A 14379-nucleotide genomic window follows, 5' to 3' on the forward strand; every position below is an offset into this window, starting at 1 on the left:
TACCCGTCAACCAAAGTAGGGGCAGTCCCGGTGACCCGGTACATCCTGGATCACTTCGACCAGAAGACCCGGCGGTCTGAAGGATATGCGTTGGGGGAGCGGAGGGTCCGTGGCTTCAACTCGATCTTCGCCACGGCGTCGATCACAGCCGCGCGCACCTATTACCAGGAGTTCAAGAACCAGCAGGAAGCACTCCCGCCGGATCAGCGACTCAAGGTCGCGACGATCTTCACGTACGCTGCGAATCCGGATGTTGAGTCGGGGATGCTCGATGAAGAAGGCTTTGAGACCGATGCCCTCACGGGTGACGCGCGCGTGTTCCTGGAATCTGCAATCACCGAGTACAACCGGATGTTCGGGACGAGTTTTGATACGAGCTCGGACAGCTTCCAGAACTATTACAAGGATCTCTCGCAGAAGCTGAAGACACGTGAGCTGGATCTGGTGATCGTGGTGAACATGTTCCTCACCGGCTTCGACGCGACCACGCTGAACACCCTCTGGGTGGATAAGAACCTGCGCAGTCATGGGTTGATTCAGGCGTACTCGCGCACGAACCGCATTCTGAACTCGGTGAAGACGTACGGCAACATCGTCGCTTTCCGCGACCTCGAAGAGGAAACGAACGACGCGATTGCCCTGTTCGGTAACAAGAACGCTCAGGGCATCGTGCTACTCAAGCCGTACGGCGAGTACTTCCAGCAATACGCCGCAAAGGTCACCGAACTGATGGAGACCTTCAAACCGGGCGAGCTGATCATCGGTGAGCAGGCACAGGCTGATTTCGTGAAGCTGTACGGCGAGATCTTGAAGCTCCGCAACATCCTCACCGCGTTCGACGACTTCGCTGATGACGAGATCCTGTCTGCTCGTGACATGCAGGACTACCAGTCCATCTACGTGGACATCTGGGAAGACCGCAAACGCGAGAGACAAAGTGAGAAGGAATCGATCGTCGAGGATCTTGAGTTTGAGATCGAGCTGATCAAGCAGGTCGAGATCAACGTCGACTACATCCTGCTGCTTGTGCAGAAGTACCGCGAAGAACGCGGCGACGGCGACGACAAGGAACTCCGTGCAGGCATCTCTCGCGCAATCGACTCGAGTCCCTCCCTCCGCAACAAGAAGGACCTCATCGAGAACTTCGTCGACTCGATTTCTGTCGGTGGTGACATTGATGGCGAGTGGCGCGCGTATGTCACGGCGCAGCGCGGCAAGGAACTCGCGGCGATCATCGAGGGCGAGAACCTGAAACCCGAAGAGACCGAACGGTTCGTCGAAGCCGCGTTCCGCACCGGGCAGCTTCGCACGACGGGTACGGAGATTGCGAAGGTTCTGCCGCCGGTGTCTCGGTTCTCGAAAGACAAGAACCACAGTGAGAAGAAGCGACGCGTGGTCGAGAAGCTCGGAGCGTTCTTCGAGCGTTTCTTTGGGCTCAGCGCGGCTGGGAGCGAATAATGAAGATTCAGTCAGCTCGAATTCGGAATTTCCGGACGTTGAAGGATGTGACGATCACCTTCGATAACGTCACGACCTTCATCGGCCCGAACGGCTCCGGTAAGTCGACAGTGCTCCGCGCTCTCGACTGGTATTTCAATGGCAAACCCGGGTCGCTGAGCGAGAAGGACTGCTCGTTCGGAGCGATCGATGAAGACATCGAGGTGCAGGTCACCTTCTACGATCTGACCGAAAAGGACCGTGAGGCGCTCGGCAAGTATGCGCCCGCCGGAGCCGACACCTTCACCGCCTGGAAGCAGCGATCTGCCAGCGGCCTGGAGGTCTTCTCAGCGAACGCGAAAGGCTTCCCCGATTTCAATGACATCAAGGCTGCTACAAGCGCGACCGCGAAGAAGGAGCTCTACGCGGAGCTCCGTCGAACGCGAACGGATCTGGGGCTTCCCGCGGCGACGACGGGCGCGGCGGTCGATCAGGCCATGACCACATGGGAGGCGGCGAACACCGGGCAATTGGTGGAGGCGCCGGAGGTGCTGCAGACGAACTTTTTCGGCTTCAATAGCGGCGGCAAGATGAGCGGTCTGTTCGACTTCGTCCTCGTCACTGCTGACCTTCGTGCCAGTGAGGAATCTCTCGATGGCAGGGCGAGCATCATCGGACGCATCCTTGAACGTTCTGTTGACCGCACGGCGGCCGATGACGAGATCGCGACAATCGTCGAGGATGCACGGGTCCGGCAGCAGCAGGTCTACGAGGACAAGTTCAAGGCGCAACTCGAAACGATGACGGCGCAGCTCAACGAGGTTGTGACGTCGTACACGCCGGGGCGAGCAGTCTCGGTCACTCCTGCCGAAGTAGAGCTCAAGGCCCCACGGACGACGTTCGATGTCTCGATCTTGGACGGCACAACGGAGACCGCCGTCGAGCGCCAGGGGCACGGGTTTCAACGCACCCTGCTGATCTCCGCTCTGCAGCTGCTGGCACAGTCGGGCGCGGCGTCGGCGGAGGGAGTCATCTGCCTCGCCATCGAGGAGCCGGAGCTATTTCAGCATCCGATTCAGGCTCAAACCTTCGCGAAGGTGCTGCGCTCACTGGCTGAGGACGCCCGCAAGCGGATTCAGGTGAGCTACGCCACCCACAGCCCGTACTTCCTCGAGGCACGGCATTTCGACCAAGTGCGTCGCCTCATGCGATCAACAGATGAAACCCCGGTCGTCACCGTCCACTCGGCATCGGTCGCGGACGTGAAGGCCAAGCTGGCGGGAGTCGTCAAGGAGTCGGTCGTTGATCGGCAGCTCGACGGCGTCGTGACGAATCAGCTCTCGGTCGCGCTGTTCGCTCATCGAGCATTTCTCGTCGAAGGAACCACGGAGTCCGCGGTGTTCTACGGCGTCGGAGACCGAGAAGGTGTTTGCTCTCTGGAAGCTGCGGGCCTGTCGATCGTGCCGGTCGGTGGAAAGCAGTCGATCCCGTTGGCGCACGCCATCCTGACAGCCCTGGGCGTCCCCGTATATGCGTTGTTCGACGCCGACAGCGGGTTCGAGGCCCGCGCTCAGGCAAACGGCAAGGAGCAGGACAAGATCGAAGAGGAACGAGCCGGTCATGTCGCCGCTAACCGCTCTGCCCTTAGGTACTTCGGTCGCACGGAGGATGACTTTCCCACGGCGGTCGTCGCCGACAATGTGGCAATCTTCGACGATCACCTCGAGGCGTTCCTCGGGACCGAATGGCTCGAGTGGGCGACGGCGTGCAAAGCAGTCGAGGCTGCTGCCGGGATCAGCCTCTCGAAGAACCAGATTGCCTATCGGACAGCAACGCTCGAGGCTGCCGGGGCGGTTCCTTCGATGCTCACTGAGATCTTAACGAAAGCAAAGGGGGTTTGATCATGCATGAAATCAGGTGCCCGCATTGCGGAAAGACGTTCACTATCGATGAGGCGGGATACGCCGACATCGCCAAACAGGTCCGTGACAGTGAGTTCGACAAGCAGCTCCATGAACGTCTCGAACTTGCCGACCAGGACAAGCAGAAGGCGCTAGCGCTGGCCGAAGCGAAGGCTGCGGGGGAGCTGCAGAAAGCTGCCGCAGCCAAGGACGCCGAGATTCAGGATCTGAAAGCCAGACTCGACGCCGGTGACACTCAACAGAAACTCGCTGTGACGGAGGCCCTCGCGGCCGTCGAGAAGGAGCGCGATTCCCTCGCCGGGGCGCTCGAGAAGGCCAAGCAGGAGAAACAGTCCGCCGTCGAACTCGCCGAAGCGAAGCTCTCCGCTGAATTGCAGAAGACTGCCTCGACAAAAGACGCCGAGATTCAGGGTCTGAAAGCCAGGCTTGAGAGCGCTGAGGTGTCGCAGAAGCTGGCGATCACAGAGGCGGTGAGCGCCGTCGAGAAGGAACGCGACGAGTTCAAGAGCGGGCTGGAGAAGGTGGAGTTGGAGAAGCAGCTCGCGGAGAAGTCACTCAAGGACAAGTACGAGACGCAGATTAAGGACCGCGACGACGCGATCGAGCGACTGCGAGACATGAAGGCGAAGCTGTCGACAAAGATGGTCGGCGAGACGCTCGAGCAGCACTGCGAGATCGAGTTCAACCGCATCCGCGCCACTGCCTTCCCCCGCGCCTACTTCGAGAAGGACAACGACGCCCGCACAGGGAGCAAGGGTGACTTCATCTTCCGCGACTCCGACGAGTCCGGCACCGAGATCGTGTCGATTATGTTCGAGATGAAGAACGAAAGCGACACGACTGCCACTAGGAAGAAGAACGAGGACTTCCTCAAAGAGCTTGACAAGGACCGAACCGAGAAGGGGTGCGAGTACGCAATCCTGGTATCCCTCCTGGAACCGGAGAGCGATCTTTACAATACCGGGATCGTGGACGTATCGTACCGCTACCCGAAGATGTATGTGATCCGTCCGCAGTTCTTTATCCAAATGATTACCCTGCTTCGTGACGCGGCGCTCAACGCACTCACTTACAAGAATGAGCTCGCCTTGGTGAAGGCGCAGAATATTGACATCACGAACTTCGAGAATGAACTTGACACCTTCAAAGTTGCGTTCGGCAAAAACTACGACCTCGCTGCACGACGTTTCCACACAGCTATCGGCGAGATCGACAAATCTATCGATCGGCTCCAAAAAGCGAAGGAAGCGCTTCTTGGCTCTGAACGTAACTTGCGGCTCGCCAACGACAAAGCTCAAGATGTGACGATTAAGAAGCTGACCAGGAGTAATCCGACGATGGCGGCCAAATTTGCAGAACTGGAAACCATGTAAGATGACGAAGGAGTCAACGAATGAATCGAGTATCGGTAGTAAGTAGTAACGTGGCTGAAGTCGGCTACGACCCGGATACAAACACGTTGGAGATCGCATTTATCAAGGGTGGTGTCTATCAGTACCTCGGCGTTCCGGCGTCCATTTACTCCGAACTGCTGGTCGCCACAAGCGTCGGGCGCTACTTCGATGTAAATGTGAAGAAGGCTGGGTACCCAGTACGCAAGGTTGCGAGCTAGGCGTCATCTCTCATGCACAGCGACTCAGGCCATCGAGATTCACTTGTCTCGATTTTGCGGTGCGAAATGGTGAAGTTTAGCGATCGCACTCCGGCTTTGCGCATGACACTGACTTACCTGAAGTGGAACTTGTAGTAGCGTCCTAGCCAAGAAGAGTTTGTTTTGGCAGCTAGTTCATTTATCGAAATCGCCACGATTTGCTTGCGGTGAGACGTACTTTCGAACGGTTTTATGGTTTCGCCCCGCCTGTCGTGCGATGGTCTTGAACTCCAGCCCCTCGGCATGCAGCTCTCGCCACAGCAAGATCTCTTCGTCGGTCGGCACGGCGACCCGAGAACGGACACCGGCCGAGGCAAGGTGCTTCATGATCGTGGCACGATGCTGCCCATACTTGTCGGCGACGTCGTAGGCTGACACCCCAGATTCGTAGTCGGCGATCATGGCGGTGAGGCGTTCAGGCGTGATTCTCGGCAGCCCCCGCGGGTTTTCGGGGGAGTTGCTCGATCGGGTTGCTCGTGACAAATCTTGAAGCGCCTCCCACCCCTGTTGGATTTTCGTATTTTGCGCGTCAGCCCCGCGTGGAACGTGCGGTCCTGCGGCGTGAGACGGCGCCCATCACCAGCAGCAGCGCGCCAGCCGCGATTCCGCCGCCGGCGACACACAGCAGAGGCATCAGGCTCTCCGAACCCGTGGGGGGCAGCATCGTCGCGAAGGCCGCGCGCTGCGTGACGGTGTTGGTCAGCTCGACCGTCGCGGCGGCGCCCGGCTGGATCGTGGCGTTCACCGTGCCGCTGGAGATGACGCGTACGGCGCTCGTCTCGCCGGACACCGGCTCTGTGACGGTGCACTCGGTGCCCGCGGGCAGATCCGCGAAGGTCTCGGTGTAGGTTCCCGCTGCCGCTCCCGCCGGGATGATCACGGTGTCGGTGAGCGCCGTTCCGCAGTCCACGGAGAGGGTGATCTGACCCTGCCGGCCGGCCTGTGCGCCGGTGAGGACCTTGCTGACGCTCAGCGAGCCGGGACGGACGGTCACGGTGTTGGTGATGATCGCCGTCGCCCCCGCCTGCGTTATCGGAACGCTCTGCGGCGCGTCGGTGGTCACGGCCACTGCCGTGGTCTCTCCCGTCGCTGGTTCGTTGATCAGGCACGTCGCCCCGACGGCGATGCCCTCGAATGTCGACGTCTGGGTGGTGGTGACTCCCGCCGGGATGTCCGCTACCCGTGCCACGCCGTCACCGCAATCGACGGTCAACTGACTTGCCCCTTGTCGGCCCACTCCGGCCCCCGCAAATGCCTTGTTGACGGTGAGGCTGGCCGCTGCGAAGAACTCGACAGGCGCTTGGGTGGTCGCCTCCAACGTGGCGGTTTCGGCAAGGACGAGTTTCTGCAAGTCATCAACGCCGGGTGCCAGGCCGTCGTAGAGGTACACCCGCCCGCGCTGGACGGTCACGACCGCTCGAGCGCTCAGCAGCGTCTCGTCCACAGCGTCCGTTCCGCTGCCCACCCACACCTGGGTCCCCGTGGTGGTCGTGTAGGGGTTGGGGAGAGGGGCGGTGGCCGCCGCGTCAGCGTACATCGTGTACCCGTCGGGCACGGAGAGGGTCACGCTGGGGGCGTCCGTTGTCACGGTTAACGGGCCGGCCGCCGACCCCGCCGGCGCGGCGGCAGCGGACGGGGTGATGGATACCGCCGGGGGAGGCGGCTCCGTCACCGGGCCGTTGAGCTGCGCGGCCGCGATGACTCCTGCCGTCGCTGCCCGTAGCGGTGAGGCTGCGTCCAGGATGAAGCCGTCCGTGAAGTACCAGATGGCCGATTGCACGGCGGCGGCCTGCTCGCCTTCGGAGGCCAGACCCGCCGGCTCAGCGGGGAACGAGGGGTAGAAGTTGTTGAGAATGTAGGCGACGTACCCGAGGTTCTGAACGTTCGATTGGTCCCACGAACCGTTCTGGTAACCGCCGCCGACCAGGGTCCCGGTGCGGACGTCGATGCAGTACATCTCGGCGGTCAGCGTGCGATCTGTCACGCTCACGGTGTTGATCAGCGCGGTGAAGCCGCCGCCCAGGGTGTACCCCGCAGGGGGTGCCGCGGGGTAGGGCGCCAACGGATCCTGCGGCGTCGGGGTGGCCGGATACCCACCCGTCAACCTTGCTCCGACTCCGAGACCGGTCACCTCGACATCGGTGTTCGGTCCGTCCGGCGATTCGATGATGGGCGTCTCGGCGGTAAGCCTCGCTTGAGCGGGCTCCCCGAGCGGGAGGAAGGCGAAGGCGAGAGCGGCCATCGCGGCGGTCGCCCAGAGGACGGGCGCCGGCAGACGTCTGCCTGTATTCCTGGATCTCAGGCGGGGGCGCGAGTTGGTCACGGGGAGGCCTTTCGTCCGCGGTTCGCTTCAGGCAACCAGGGTGGCTCGGGCCGAGCGCCCGCGCGGACGCCGGGGTGGCAACGAGGCCGCCGAGCGGCTCGGAGCGGCGTGCAGGTTCATGGCGTCTCCTGAGTAGCTCGTCCCCACTGAATCATCCGTGCCGAACGCCGGGATAGGGCAGAAGGTCCCTCGCCGCCCGGTGGCCGACCCCCGATCCGCGGAAAGTCACCACCGAAGTGACGGAGTCCCTCTAGGCTCGGCCCGGACGGTATGCGCGGCACCCGTCCAGTGAGTCGTATGCGCAAGCTCCAGGAGACGCAGCCGCTCTGGCACGCCCTGATCTGGGCACTCGCGAACTCTGACCCCACCACCCAGAGTGACGAGTTTCAGTTCGACCTGGTAGATCCGGCTGACATCGACGACGCTGCTCCGCCGGAGCGCGCGCCCCTGGTGCTCGACGCTGACTCTTCTCAGCGTGCTGCCGTGCCGGCGGCCATCGCCGGTCACAGCTTTACGCAATCAATGGCGGGCCGCGATTCCGTATGGAGAGGGCACGCGGGGCTGTTGCGCCCCGAAATGGTCGGTTCTGGACTCGCCAGACGTTACTCCTGGCAAGCCATCATCGACGCGCGCATCGTGGCTGCCCTCCGGGCCGGCGGCCACCGCATTCCAACGATCGCCGCCGTTCTCGAACGAGTGCGCGACTACTCAGGCCCGGGCGGCGCTGACGCGCTGCTGACCGTCCGACTGCAACACCTCGCGGACCGCAGCGTTGCTCTACTAGAGGCGTCCGCGTCAGTACATCGCCTCATCCGCAGGCTGTAGTCCGAAAACCCTCGTTCCCGGCACGGTCCAGACATCGGCCGCGAAACGGCTGCCCCAAACGCTCGACACAATCATCAGTCGGTACGAGTTTCTGGCTCGATCCGGGCGTCTGCCGACGCCCGTCGCCGCCGAGAACAAGCCTGCCGCTCGAGCACTGGGGCGCCAGACGTGCGGTGTGGGTGACGGTGGATACGCTCGGATGGACCTGGGGGGAGGACCCATTGCTTTACTTCGTCAAGCCGTTCGGACAGCTCGCGTGGACAGTGAACGCCGATCAGACCCTGATCGACGTCGCACGCACCCAGGGCAAGGACCTCGGGTTGATGAACGACTGGTGGGAGAACGCAGAGCGTCCGTCGAACGACGATGACGTGCGCGTGGCGCTCCGCTACGGCCTCGCCGCGACCGGCGGCATCGTCGTTGACGACCGTCACGTCGTCACGGTGCAGCTGCTGAGGACCCTGCGTGCCCTCGCAGGAGAAAACAGCGTACGCACGGTGGAGTACAACGCGGCCCCGCAGGTGAAGAGGGTCAACTACTACCTCGAGCAGATGATCCCGGGTTGGAAGGAGCGAGGCCTGACTGACGACGGCGTGGCCGAACCGCTCAAGCACGCGCTTCGCGAGAGCGAGGAAGAGGCCGCCGAGGAACTGGGCGTCGCTGTGCAGCCCGAGCTCCTGCGCCACTGGGAGCGGGTCGGCGGCGTCATCCCGCGGCCGGTCTGACGTGGACCCAACCCTCGCCGCCCTCCTCGCCGCCCTCCTCGGCGCAGCGCTCGGCGCGATTGAAGCGCCCTGGGTTTGGTGGAGGCTCCTGACCTTGGAAACGAGGATGGAGTCATGGTGTCGAATCAGGGATCTGGGAAGCCGACGATGCGTCGGTATTCGGCGGAGGTGAGCCGATTCGCACCCGGAAACGCCACGCTGTGGTTCGAGGACTCGAAAGCGCCGGCGAAGCCGTAAGTGGGCGCGATGCGGTTGCGAGGTCGGTGCTTATGCGCCGACCGACGGCTCTGGCCTCCGATCGTCGATCCAATCATCCCCATTCCGCCAGCGGATGGCTCGCGGCCCGTCTGGGTTTGGGTCGCGGACGGTGGAGGAGAACACAGGGTGGATGTGCCGTTGCGTGCAGCCTGGGGTTCGTGCGATGGGGTGTGGATCGGGCGCGACGGCTGTTCAGACACCCTTGCTGCGGCGGTCGGCCGTGCGCCGAACGAAGAAGAAGACGAGCGTGCCCACGAAGAGGATCACCCCGATGATTCCCAGCCAGAGCAAGCCCTTCAGGGCGAACCCGACTACCGCCAGGATCGCCCACACCACCAGGAGGATCACGATGACCGTCATCATCACAGGCTACTCCCGCCGTCGGCGCACGGCTAGGAGGTGACGTGGTCGGTGGTACCAGCGCTCGCCTTCGCAGCCTGGATGCGCTCGCACAGGAGCGGTCCGTCAGCTGCGCCCACCGGTGAGACCGCTGATGCGTCGTCGGGTCGAACCTGTGAGGCGTACATCTGGGAGGCGTAGCGTCGGGAGTATGGACACGAACATGCGCGCGAGCGATGCATATTCCGCGACGCTGGGTCTGGGATCGGTGCTGGTGGCATCGTTGCCGGCTGCGCTGATGACTGCGGCAGCGCCTGACCGGTACACGGTGGAAGCCGTGTTCACCCGCCGTCCTGAGAAGCACGAAGTGGTGGAGATTCAGGGCACCCGGACACGTGATGCTCTCGTCGGTGCTGGGTATCCGACGGTCGAGTTGGCGGTCGCCGACCGACGCCTCGTGATCGCCGACACGAATCTGAATGAGTTGCGCGACGGGCTCGCCGCCGTCATCGCCGACCGACTTGCCACGATCAGCAGGGAGATCAATGAGAGGCAGGACGCTGCCACGGTCCGGTCCGAAGAAGCGGCCGTGCGTGAGCACACACGTGCCGCAGCTGTCACCGCTCTCGCGGAATCGATCACATTCGAGAGTTCACGGAGCGCAGCGCGTCCTTGACCCGGCACGCCGACGGGCGCCCAGTCCTCCGGCAACGAGGACAGCGAGCAGATCGCCGGTCGGAGCAGCGAAGGCGGGCACGGGCGTTACGCGCGAACGTGACGGAGGACCGCGGTGGTGCGACCACTCCGCGGCACGGACGACAGCAGCGGGCCCTCAGCCGGTCCGCTCGACGATGGGTTCGCGGTGACCGCGGCGGAGTCGGTAGCCGTCACACACCGACATGCTGCCGTGGTGTACAACCCCGTCCACTCCCGACTTGACCCGATTCGCAGGGCAGTCGCTGATCAGGAACGGGCCAGCCGGTGGGGTCACACACGCTGGTACGAGACGAGCAGCGCAGATTCCGGACGGTCGGCCGCAACCCAGGCTCTGGGAGAGCAACCTGCGGTGGTCATCGTGGTCGGCGGCGATGGCACGGTCCGAACCGTCGCGGAAGTGATGCACGGAAGCGGTATCCCCGTCGCGCTGCTCCCCACCGGCACCGGCAACCTTCTCGCGCGCGAACTCCGTACGCCCCTCAACGACGTCGCCGCGTGCATCGCGGTCGCCTTCACTGGCGATGATCGCGGGATCGATGTGGGGACAGCCGAGATGGAGGACGAGACCGGAACACGCAGCACGCACGTGTTCGTGGTCATGGCGGGCATCGGACTGGATGCGGATATGGCCCAGCACACCAGCGCGATCGCGAAGAAGCATCTCGGATGGTTCGCGTACGTCAGCCCGATCGCGAGATCGATCATCAGGAACCGACTCTTCCATCTCCACTACCGGATCGACGACGAACGCGTCAGTTCCACCCGCGCCCACACCGTCATCGTCGGTAATTGCGGAACACTGACGGGGAATCTGCTCCTGCTGCCCGCCGCAGTCATCGACGACGGGCTTTTGGACGTCGTGATGATGCGCCCGGAGGGCCCATTCGGGTGGGCGCGGATCGGGACACGGCTGACCCTCCAGGGCATCGCCCGTCACTCCCGGATGACCGGAAACATGATCCGGCGCACTCGAGACCTTCGCTCGCTCGCCTATGTCCAGGGTCGGCGGTTCGAAGCACACTTCGACACGCCGCACGCCATCGAGCTCGACGGGGACAGCTTCGGACGTGTCACACGCGTCAGAATAGGCCTGCACCCCACCGCACTGCTCGTACGTGTCGCGCCGTCAAGCATTCCGCCGTCAGTCCCCCATGGCGCCCGGGAGCTCCCGGCCGAGCCTGGGACCATGTAGATGGCGGCGCCCGTTCTACCGCGTGACCCGCAGATGAGGACGGCTCCCGGTCGCGACGACCCCTTCGGGATCAGCGACGTCGATCGTTCGCCAGACAGGACTGCCGCATGGCCGGGACCGGAACGGGCGCGTCCGATCGTTCTTGGGTGAACGTTGTGCTTGCGGTGGCTGCGGCCGGGCCTTCAGCCGAGCAGGGACCCCATCTGCTTCGCGATCGTTCGAGCCGCGAGCCGCGGGTTGAGGCGGGCGAGCTTGTCCATCGCGGCGGCGTCCTGCCCGATGGTCTTTCGGAAGCTGCCCTTGCGGATGGCATCCACGATGGCTTCCCCTGCATCGGCCGCAGAGGTCATCTTGAATGCGGGCGCATCGGTCGACGAGCCGTCGGCCATGGCGACTCCAGAGTTGCTCGCGATGTCGGTTGCAATCGCTCCGGGGAAGATCGACGTCACCGTGACGTTCGTGTCGAGCAGTTCGGCGTAGAGAGCCTCGGTGAGAAGTCGCACCGCAGCTTTCGACGCGCCGTAGACCGCTTGGCCGGGAACGGGTGCGTAGGCACCCATGCTCGCCACGTTCACGATGCTGGCCTCGGGGCGTTCGACCAGGATCGCCAGGAAGGCCTTCACCATGTTCATGGTGCCCCAGAAGTTGACGTTCATGACCTTTTCGATCTCTTCGAACGGAAGGTCGATGACTTTGACGAACTTCTGGATGACTCCCGCGACGTTGACCAGACCGTCGACCTGCCCGTGTGCGGCGAGCACCGCGTCCGGCAGCGCCAAGACCTCGTCCCGGTCGGTGATGTTGACGACGTGACTCGAGAATCTGGGGCCGGCGTCTGCGAGCGCGGCAGTAGCGCTCAGGCCCGACTCACTCAGGTCCACGCCTGCCACCGATGCGCCGCCGGCGAGCAGAATGCGGGTGACTTCGCGGCCGATTCCGTTGCCCGCGCCCGTGACGACGAAGACCTTTCCAGTGATGTTCATGCGCTCTCCGTGTCGGTGTCGATGTGGGCGGGGGCTGGCTGTGCCCCGTGTGCGCCCGCGCGTCTCCCGTCGAACTCGCAGTCTGCGAGCGAGAGTCCGCTGATGTAGAGCTATTGGAGCACACGCTCATGGGAGTTCGTCCTGCGGCGTAGAAGGGCGTTTACCGACAGGGGGTACGCAGCCGCGACGCAGTGCCATGCTGGAAGCCGCGACGAGAGGAACAACATGCAGCAGCGCGCGTTGGGCGGAACCGGCCGTCAGGTATCTGCGATCGGTCTGGGAACGTGGCAGTTGGGCGCCGATTGGGGCGACGTCTCGCGAGGCGAGGCGCGGGACGTGCTCGCGGCAGCCGCCGACGCCGGGGTGACGCTGTTCGACACAGCCGATGTGTATGGCGACGGCCGCAGCGAGTCGATCATCGGCGAGTTCCTGGCCGAGCGACCCGGTCACGCGATCACGGTGGCCACCAAGATGGGGCGCCGGGTCGCTCAGGAGCCCGAGAACTACACGCGCGAGAACTTCCGCGCCTGGGCTGATCGCTCGCGCCGCAATCTCGGCGTCGACACGCTCGATCTGGTGCAGCTGCATTGCCCACCGACGGCAGTGATCGAGGATGACGCGACCTTCGACGGCCTCGACGACCTGGTCGAAGACGGCGTCATCGCGGCGTACGGAGTCTCGGTCGAGACGTGCGCGCAGGCGCTTGCGGCGATCGCGCGCCCGAACGTCACCAACGTGCAGATCATCCTGAACCCCTTCCGTCTCAAGCCGCTCGACGAGGTGCTTCCGGCCGCTGCGTCGGCCGGTGTCGCTGTGTTCGCCCGCGTGCCGCTGGCATCGGGCCTGCTGTCCGGGCGGTACACGCGCGAGACGACCTTCGCCCCTGATGACCACCGCACCTACAACAGGAACGGTGAGGCGTTCGACCGCGGCGAGACGTTCTCAGGCGTGGACTTCGAGACCGGTCTTGCCGCCGTGCGCGAGCTGACCGCCGCGGTCCCCGAGGGCGCGACCCTGCCGGCCACGACGCTCGCGTGGATCGCCGGGCTTGAGGGCGTCACCAGCGTCATCCCGGGTGCCCGCAACGTCGGCCAGGCACAGGCGAACGCGGGCGCGGCCGATCTGCTGAGCGCGGACCTGACCGAATTCGACCACGCTGTCCACGACGTCTACGACCGAATGCTGCGCGCCTCCATCCACCCGCTGTGGTGACTCTGAACGGCCAAGCCGACGCTTAAGAGTCCTGCTCGTGCCCTACCGGGTGAAGGTGACGTGGATCGTGCCGCTTTCCGCAACCTCTGTCGTCACCGTGTGAGTGAGCTCGAGGCCGCGAAGACCTTCCCACACCCGGTGGCCGCGGTCCAGCACGATCGGAGCGATGGCGACGTGCAGATCATCGACGAGCCCGGAGCGAACGAACGCTTGGGCGGTGCGCAGACCGCCGCCGATGCGCACGTCGAGGTCGCCGGCTGCCGCTGTCGCCTCGGCGAGCACGTCCTCGATCGCGCCGGTGCGGAACTCGAAGACGGTGCCGCCGGCCATCGTGATCGGGGCACGCGGGGCGGTGTGGGTGAGCACATAGACGGGGTAGCCGAACGGTGGCTCATCACCCCACCAGCCCTTCCAATCCGGGTCGTCGGGGTACGTGTGCAACCCGAACATCGCCGCTCCCATGATCTCGGCGCCCACTCCGGCGTAGTACCTCGCCGCGTAGTCGTCGTCGACTCCGGCCGTGCCGGCGCCGCCGGCATCGCCGAACACTGTGCGCTGGAAGGTGCGCGTCGCCGTGTAGGCGGCGGTGAGCGGCCCCCAATCCTCGCCCATCGGGTTGTCCGATGCCGCGTCGGGTGCAGAGGTGTATCCGTCGAGCGATGAGAACAAGCTGACGCGGACGCGGGTCATGAGCGCTCTCCTCCGGTGTGGCGGACCAGGCGGACGCCGAGCCGGTCCGCCTGCTGCTCCCGCCGAGGTTCGTTGCCAGAAAAGTCAGGCACGAGCCTGAGCATT

14 protein-coding genes are annotated in these 14379 nt (G+C 64.0%); 9 read left to right on the forward strand and 5 right to left on the reverse strand.

Going from position 1 to position 14379, the window contains the following annotated elements; translation table 11 throughout:
• From AC25Y0_RS02970 to AC25Y0_RS02985, 4 genes are all read left to right on the forward strand, one after another.
• Positions 1–1458 (forward strand): type I restriction endonuclease subunit R, EcoR124 family (locus AC25Y0_RS02970; protein WP_488134168.1); only part of this gene is annotated, 1458 nt, incomplete at its 5' end.
• Positions 1458–3338: an ATP-dependent nuclease gene (locus AC25Y0_RS02975; RefSeq protein WP_488134169.1), complete on the forward strand. Its 1881-nt coding sequence runs from the start codon at positions 1458–1460 to the stop codon at positions 3336–3338. The genes AC25Y0_RS02970 and AC25Y0_RS02975, both read left to right, overlap by 1 nt.
• Before the next feature lie 2 nt (positions 3339–3340).
• Positions 3341–4732: a DUF2130 domain-containing protein gene (locus AC25Y0_RS02980; protein WP_488134170.1), complete on the forward strand. Its 1392-nt coding sequence runs from the start codon at positions 3341–3343 to the stop codon at positions 4730–4732.
• Positions 4733–4782: 50 nt separating this feature from the next.
• Entirely contained in the window at positions 4783–4971 is a 189-nt protein-coding gene (locus AC25Y0_RS02985) for a KTSC domain-containing protein (protein WP_488134171.1), read from the forward strand.
• Positions 4972–5145: 174 nt separating this feature from the next.
• Here the strand turns inward: AC25Y0_RS02985 and AC25Y0_RS02990 are convergent, their stop codons facing one another.
• On the reverse strand, positions 5146–5412 hold the full coding sequence (locus tag AC25Y0_RS02990; protein WP_488134172.1) for a hypothetical protein: 267 nt from the start codon (positions 5410–5412) through the stop codon (positions 5146–5148).
• A gap of 127 nt (positions 5413–5539) precedes the next feature.
• On the reverse strand, positions 5540–7252 hold the full coding sequence (locus AC25Y0_RS02995) for a DUF5979 domain-containing protein (protein ID WP_488134173.1): 1713 nt from the start codon (positions 7250–7252) through the stop codon (positions 5540–5542).
• A 378-nt stretch (positions 7253–7630) separates the two neighbouring features.
• On the opposite strand from AC25Y0_RS02995, the gene AC25Y0_RS03000 reads away from it, so the two are divergent.
• Positions 7631–8158, forward strand: a complete 528-nt coding sequence (locus AC25Y0_RS03000; protein ID WP_488122907.1) for a MerR family transcriptional regulator — start codon at positions 7631–7633, stop codon at positions 8156–8158.
• A 221-nt stretch (positions 8159–8379) separates the two neighbouring features.
• Positions 8380–8883, forward strand: a complete 504-nt coding sequence (locus AC25Y0_RS03005) for a hypothetical protein (protein ID WP_488122908.1) — start codon at positions 8380–8382, stop codon at positions 8881–8883.
• 450 nt (positions 8884–9333) lie between these two features.
• On the opposite strand, the gene AC25Y0_RS03010 is transcribed toward AC25Y0_RS03005, so the two are convergent.
• Positions 9334–9501 carry a hypothetical protein gene (locus AC25Y0_RS03010; RefSeq protein ID WP_488122909.1) on the reverse strand — a complete coding sequence of 56 codons (168 nt, stop codon included), beginning with the start codon at positions 9499–9501 and terminating at the stop codon, positions 9334–9336.
• 190 nt (positions 9502–9691) lie between these two features.
• Here AC25Y0_RS03010 and AC25Y0_RS03015 point away from each other — a divergent pair, with 190 nt between their 5' ends.
• Both AC25Y0_RS03015 and AC25Y0_RS03020 read left to right on the forward strand, forming a co-directional pair.
• Complete coding sequence (locus AC25Y0_RS03015; protein ID WP_488134174.1) at positions 9692–10156, forward strand: hypothetical protein; 465 nt, start codon at positions 9692–9694, stop codon at positions 10154–10156.
• A gap of 234 nt (positions 10157–10390) precedes the next feature.
• The gene (locus AC25Y0_RS03020) at positions 10391–11389 is read left to right on the forward strand and encodes a diacylglycerol/lipid kinase family protein (RefSeq protein WP_488122911.1); all 999 of its coding nucleotides are present in this window, start codon (positions 10391–10393) and stop codon (positions 11387–11389) included.
• Positions 11390–11571: 182 nt separating this feature from the next.
• Here the strand turns inward: AC25Y0_RS03020 and AC25Y0_RS03025 are convergent, their stop codons facing one another.
• Entirely contained in the window at positions 11572–12372 is an 801-nt protein-coding gene (locus AC25Y0_RS03025) for an SDR family NAD(P)-dependent oxidoreductase (protein WP_488122912.1), read from the reverse strand.
• Positions 12373–12597: 225 nt separating this feature from the next.
• Here AC25Y0_RS03025 and AC25Y0_RS03030 point away from each other — a divergent pair, with 225 nt between their 5' ends.
• The gene (locus AC25Y0_RS03030; RefSeq protein ID WP_488122913.1) at positions 12598–13584 is read left to right on the forward strand and encodes an aldo/keto reductase; all 987 of its coding nucleotides are present in this window, start codon (positions 12598–12600) and stop codon (positions 13582–13584) included.
• A gap of 42 nt (positions 13585–13626) precedes the next feature.
• Here AC25Y0_RS03030 and AC25Y0_RS03035 read toward each other — a convergent pair whose 3' ends face one another.
• Positions 13627–14274, reverse strand: coding sequence for a dihydrofolate reductase family protein (locus AC25Y0_RS03035; protein ID WP_488122914.1), 648 nt, complete (start codon positions 14272–14274; stop codon positions 13627–13629).
• Positions 14275–14379 lie beyond the last annotated feature (105 nt).

This window comes from Microbacterium sp. Y547 (assembly GCF_057669785.1).

Excerpts from the sequence above, each read along its gene's own strand:
- AC25Y0_RS03000 (WP_488122907.1), top strand. The coding sequence starts at position 7,631 with ATGCGCAAGCTCCAGGAGACGCAGCCGCTCTGGCACGCCCTGATCTGG.
- AC25Y0_RS03035 (WP_488122914.1), bottom strand. The coding sequence starts at position 14,274 with ATGACCCGCGTCCGCGTCAGCTTGTTCTCATCGCTCGACGGATACACC.
- AC25Y0_RS03010 (WP_488122909.1), bottom strand. The coding sequence starts at position 9,501 with ATGACGGTCATCGTGATCCTCCTGGTGGTGTGGGCGATCCTGGCGGTA.
- AC25Y0_RS02975 (WP_488134169.1), top strand. The coding sequence starts at position 1,458 with ATGAAGATTCAGTCAGCTCGAATTCGGAATTTCCGGACGTTGAAGGAT.
- AC25Y0_RS03025 (WP_488122912.1), bottom strand. The coding sequence starts at position 12,372 with ATGAACATCACTGGAAAGGTCTTCGTCGTCACGGGCGCGGGCAACGGA.
- AC25Y0_RS02980 (WP_488134170.1), top strand. The coding sequence starts at position 3,341 with ATGCATGAAATCAGGTGCCCGCATTGCGGAAAGACGTTCACTATCGAT.
- AC25Y0_RS03030 (WP_488122913.1), top strand. The coding sequence starts at position 12,598 with ATGCAGCAGCGCGCGTTGGGCGGAACCGGCCGTCAGGTATCTGCGATC.
- AC25Y0_RS02995 (WP_488134173.1), bottom strand. The coding sequence starts at position 7,252 with ATGGCCGCTCTCGCCTTCGCCTTCCTCCCGCTCGGGGAGCCCGCTCAA.
- AC25Y0_RS03015 (WP_488134174.1), top strand. The coding sequence starts at position 9,692 with ATGGACACGAACATGCGCGCGAGCGATGCATATTCCGCGACGCTGGGT.
- AC25Y0_RS02990 (WP_488134172.1), bottom strand. The coding sequence starts at position 5,412 with ATGATCGCCGACTACGAATCTGGGGTGTCAGCCTACGACGTCGCCGAC.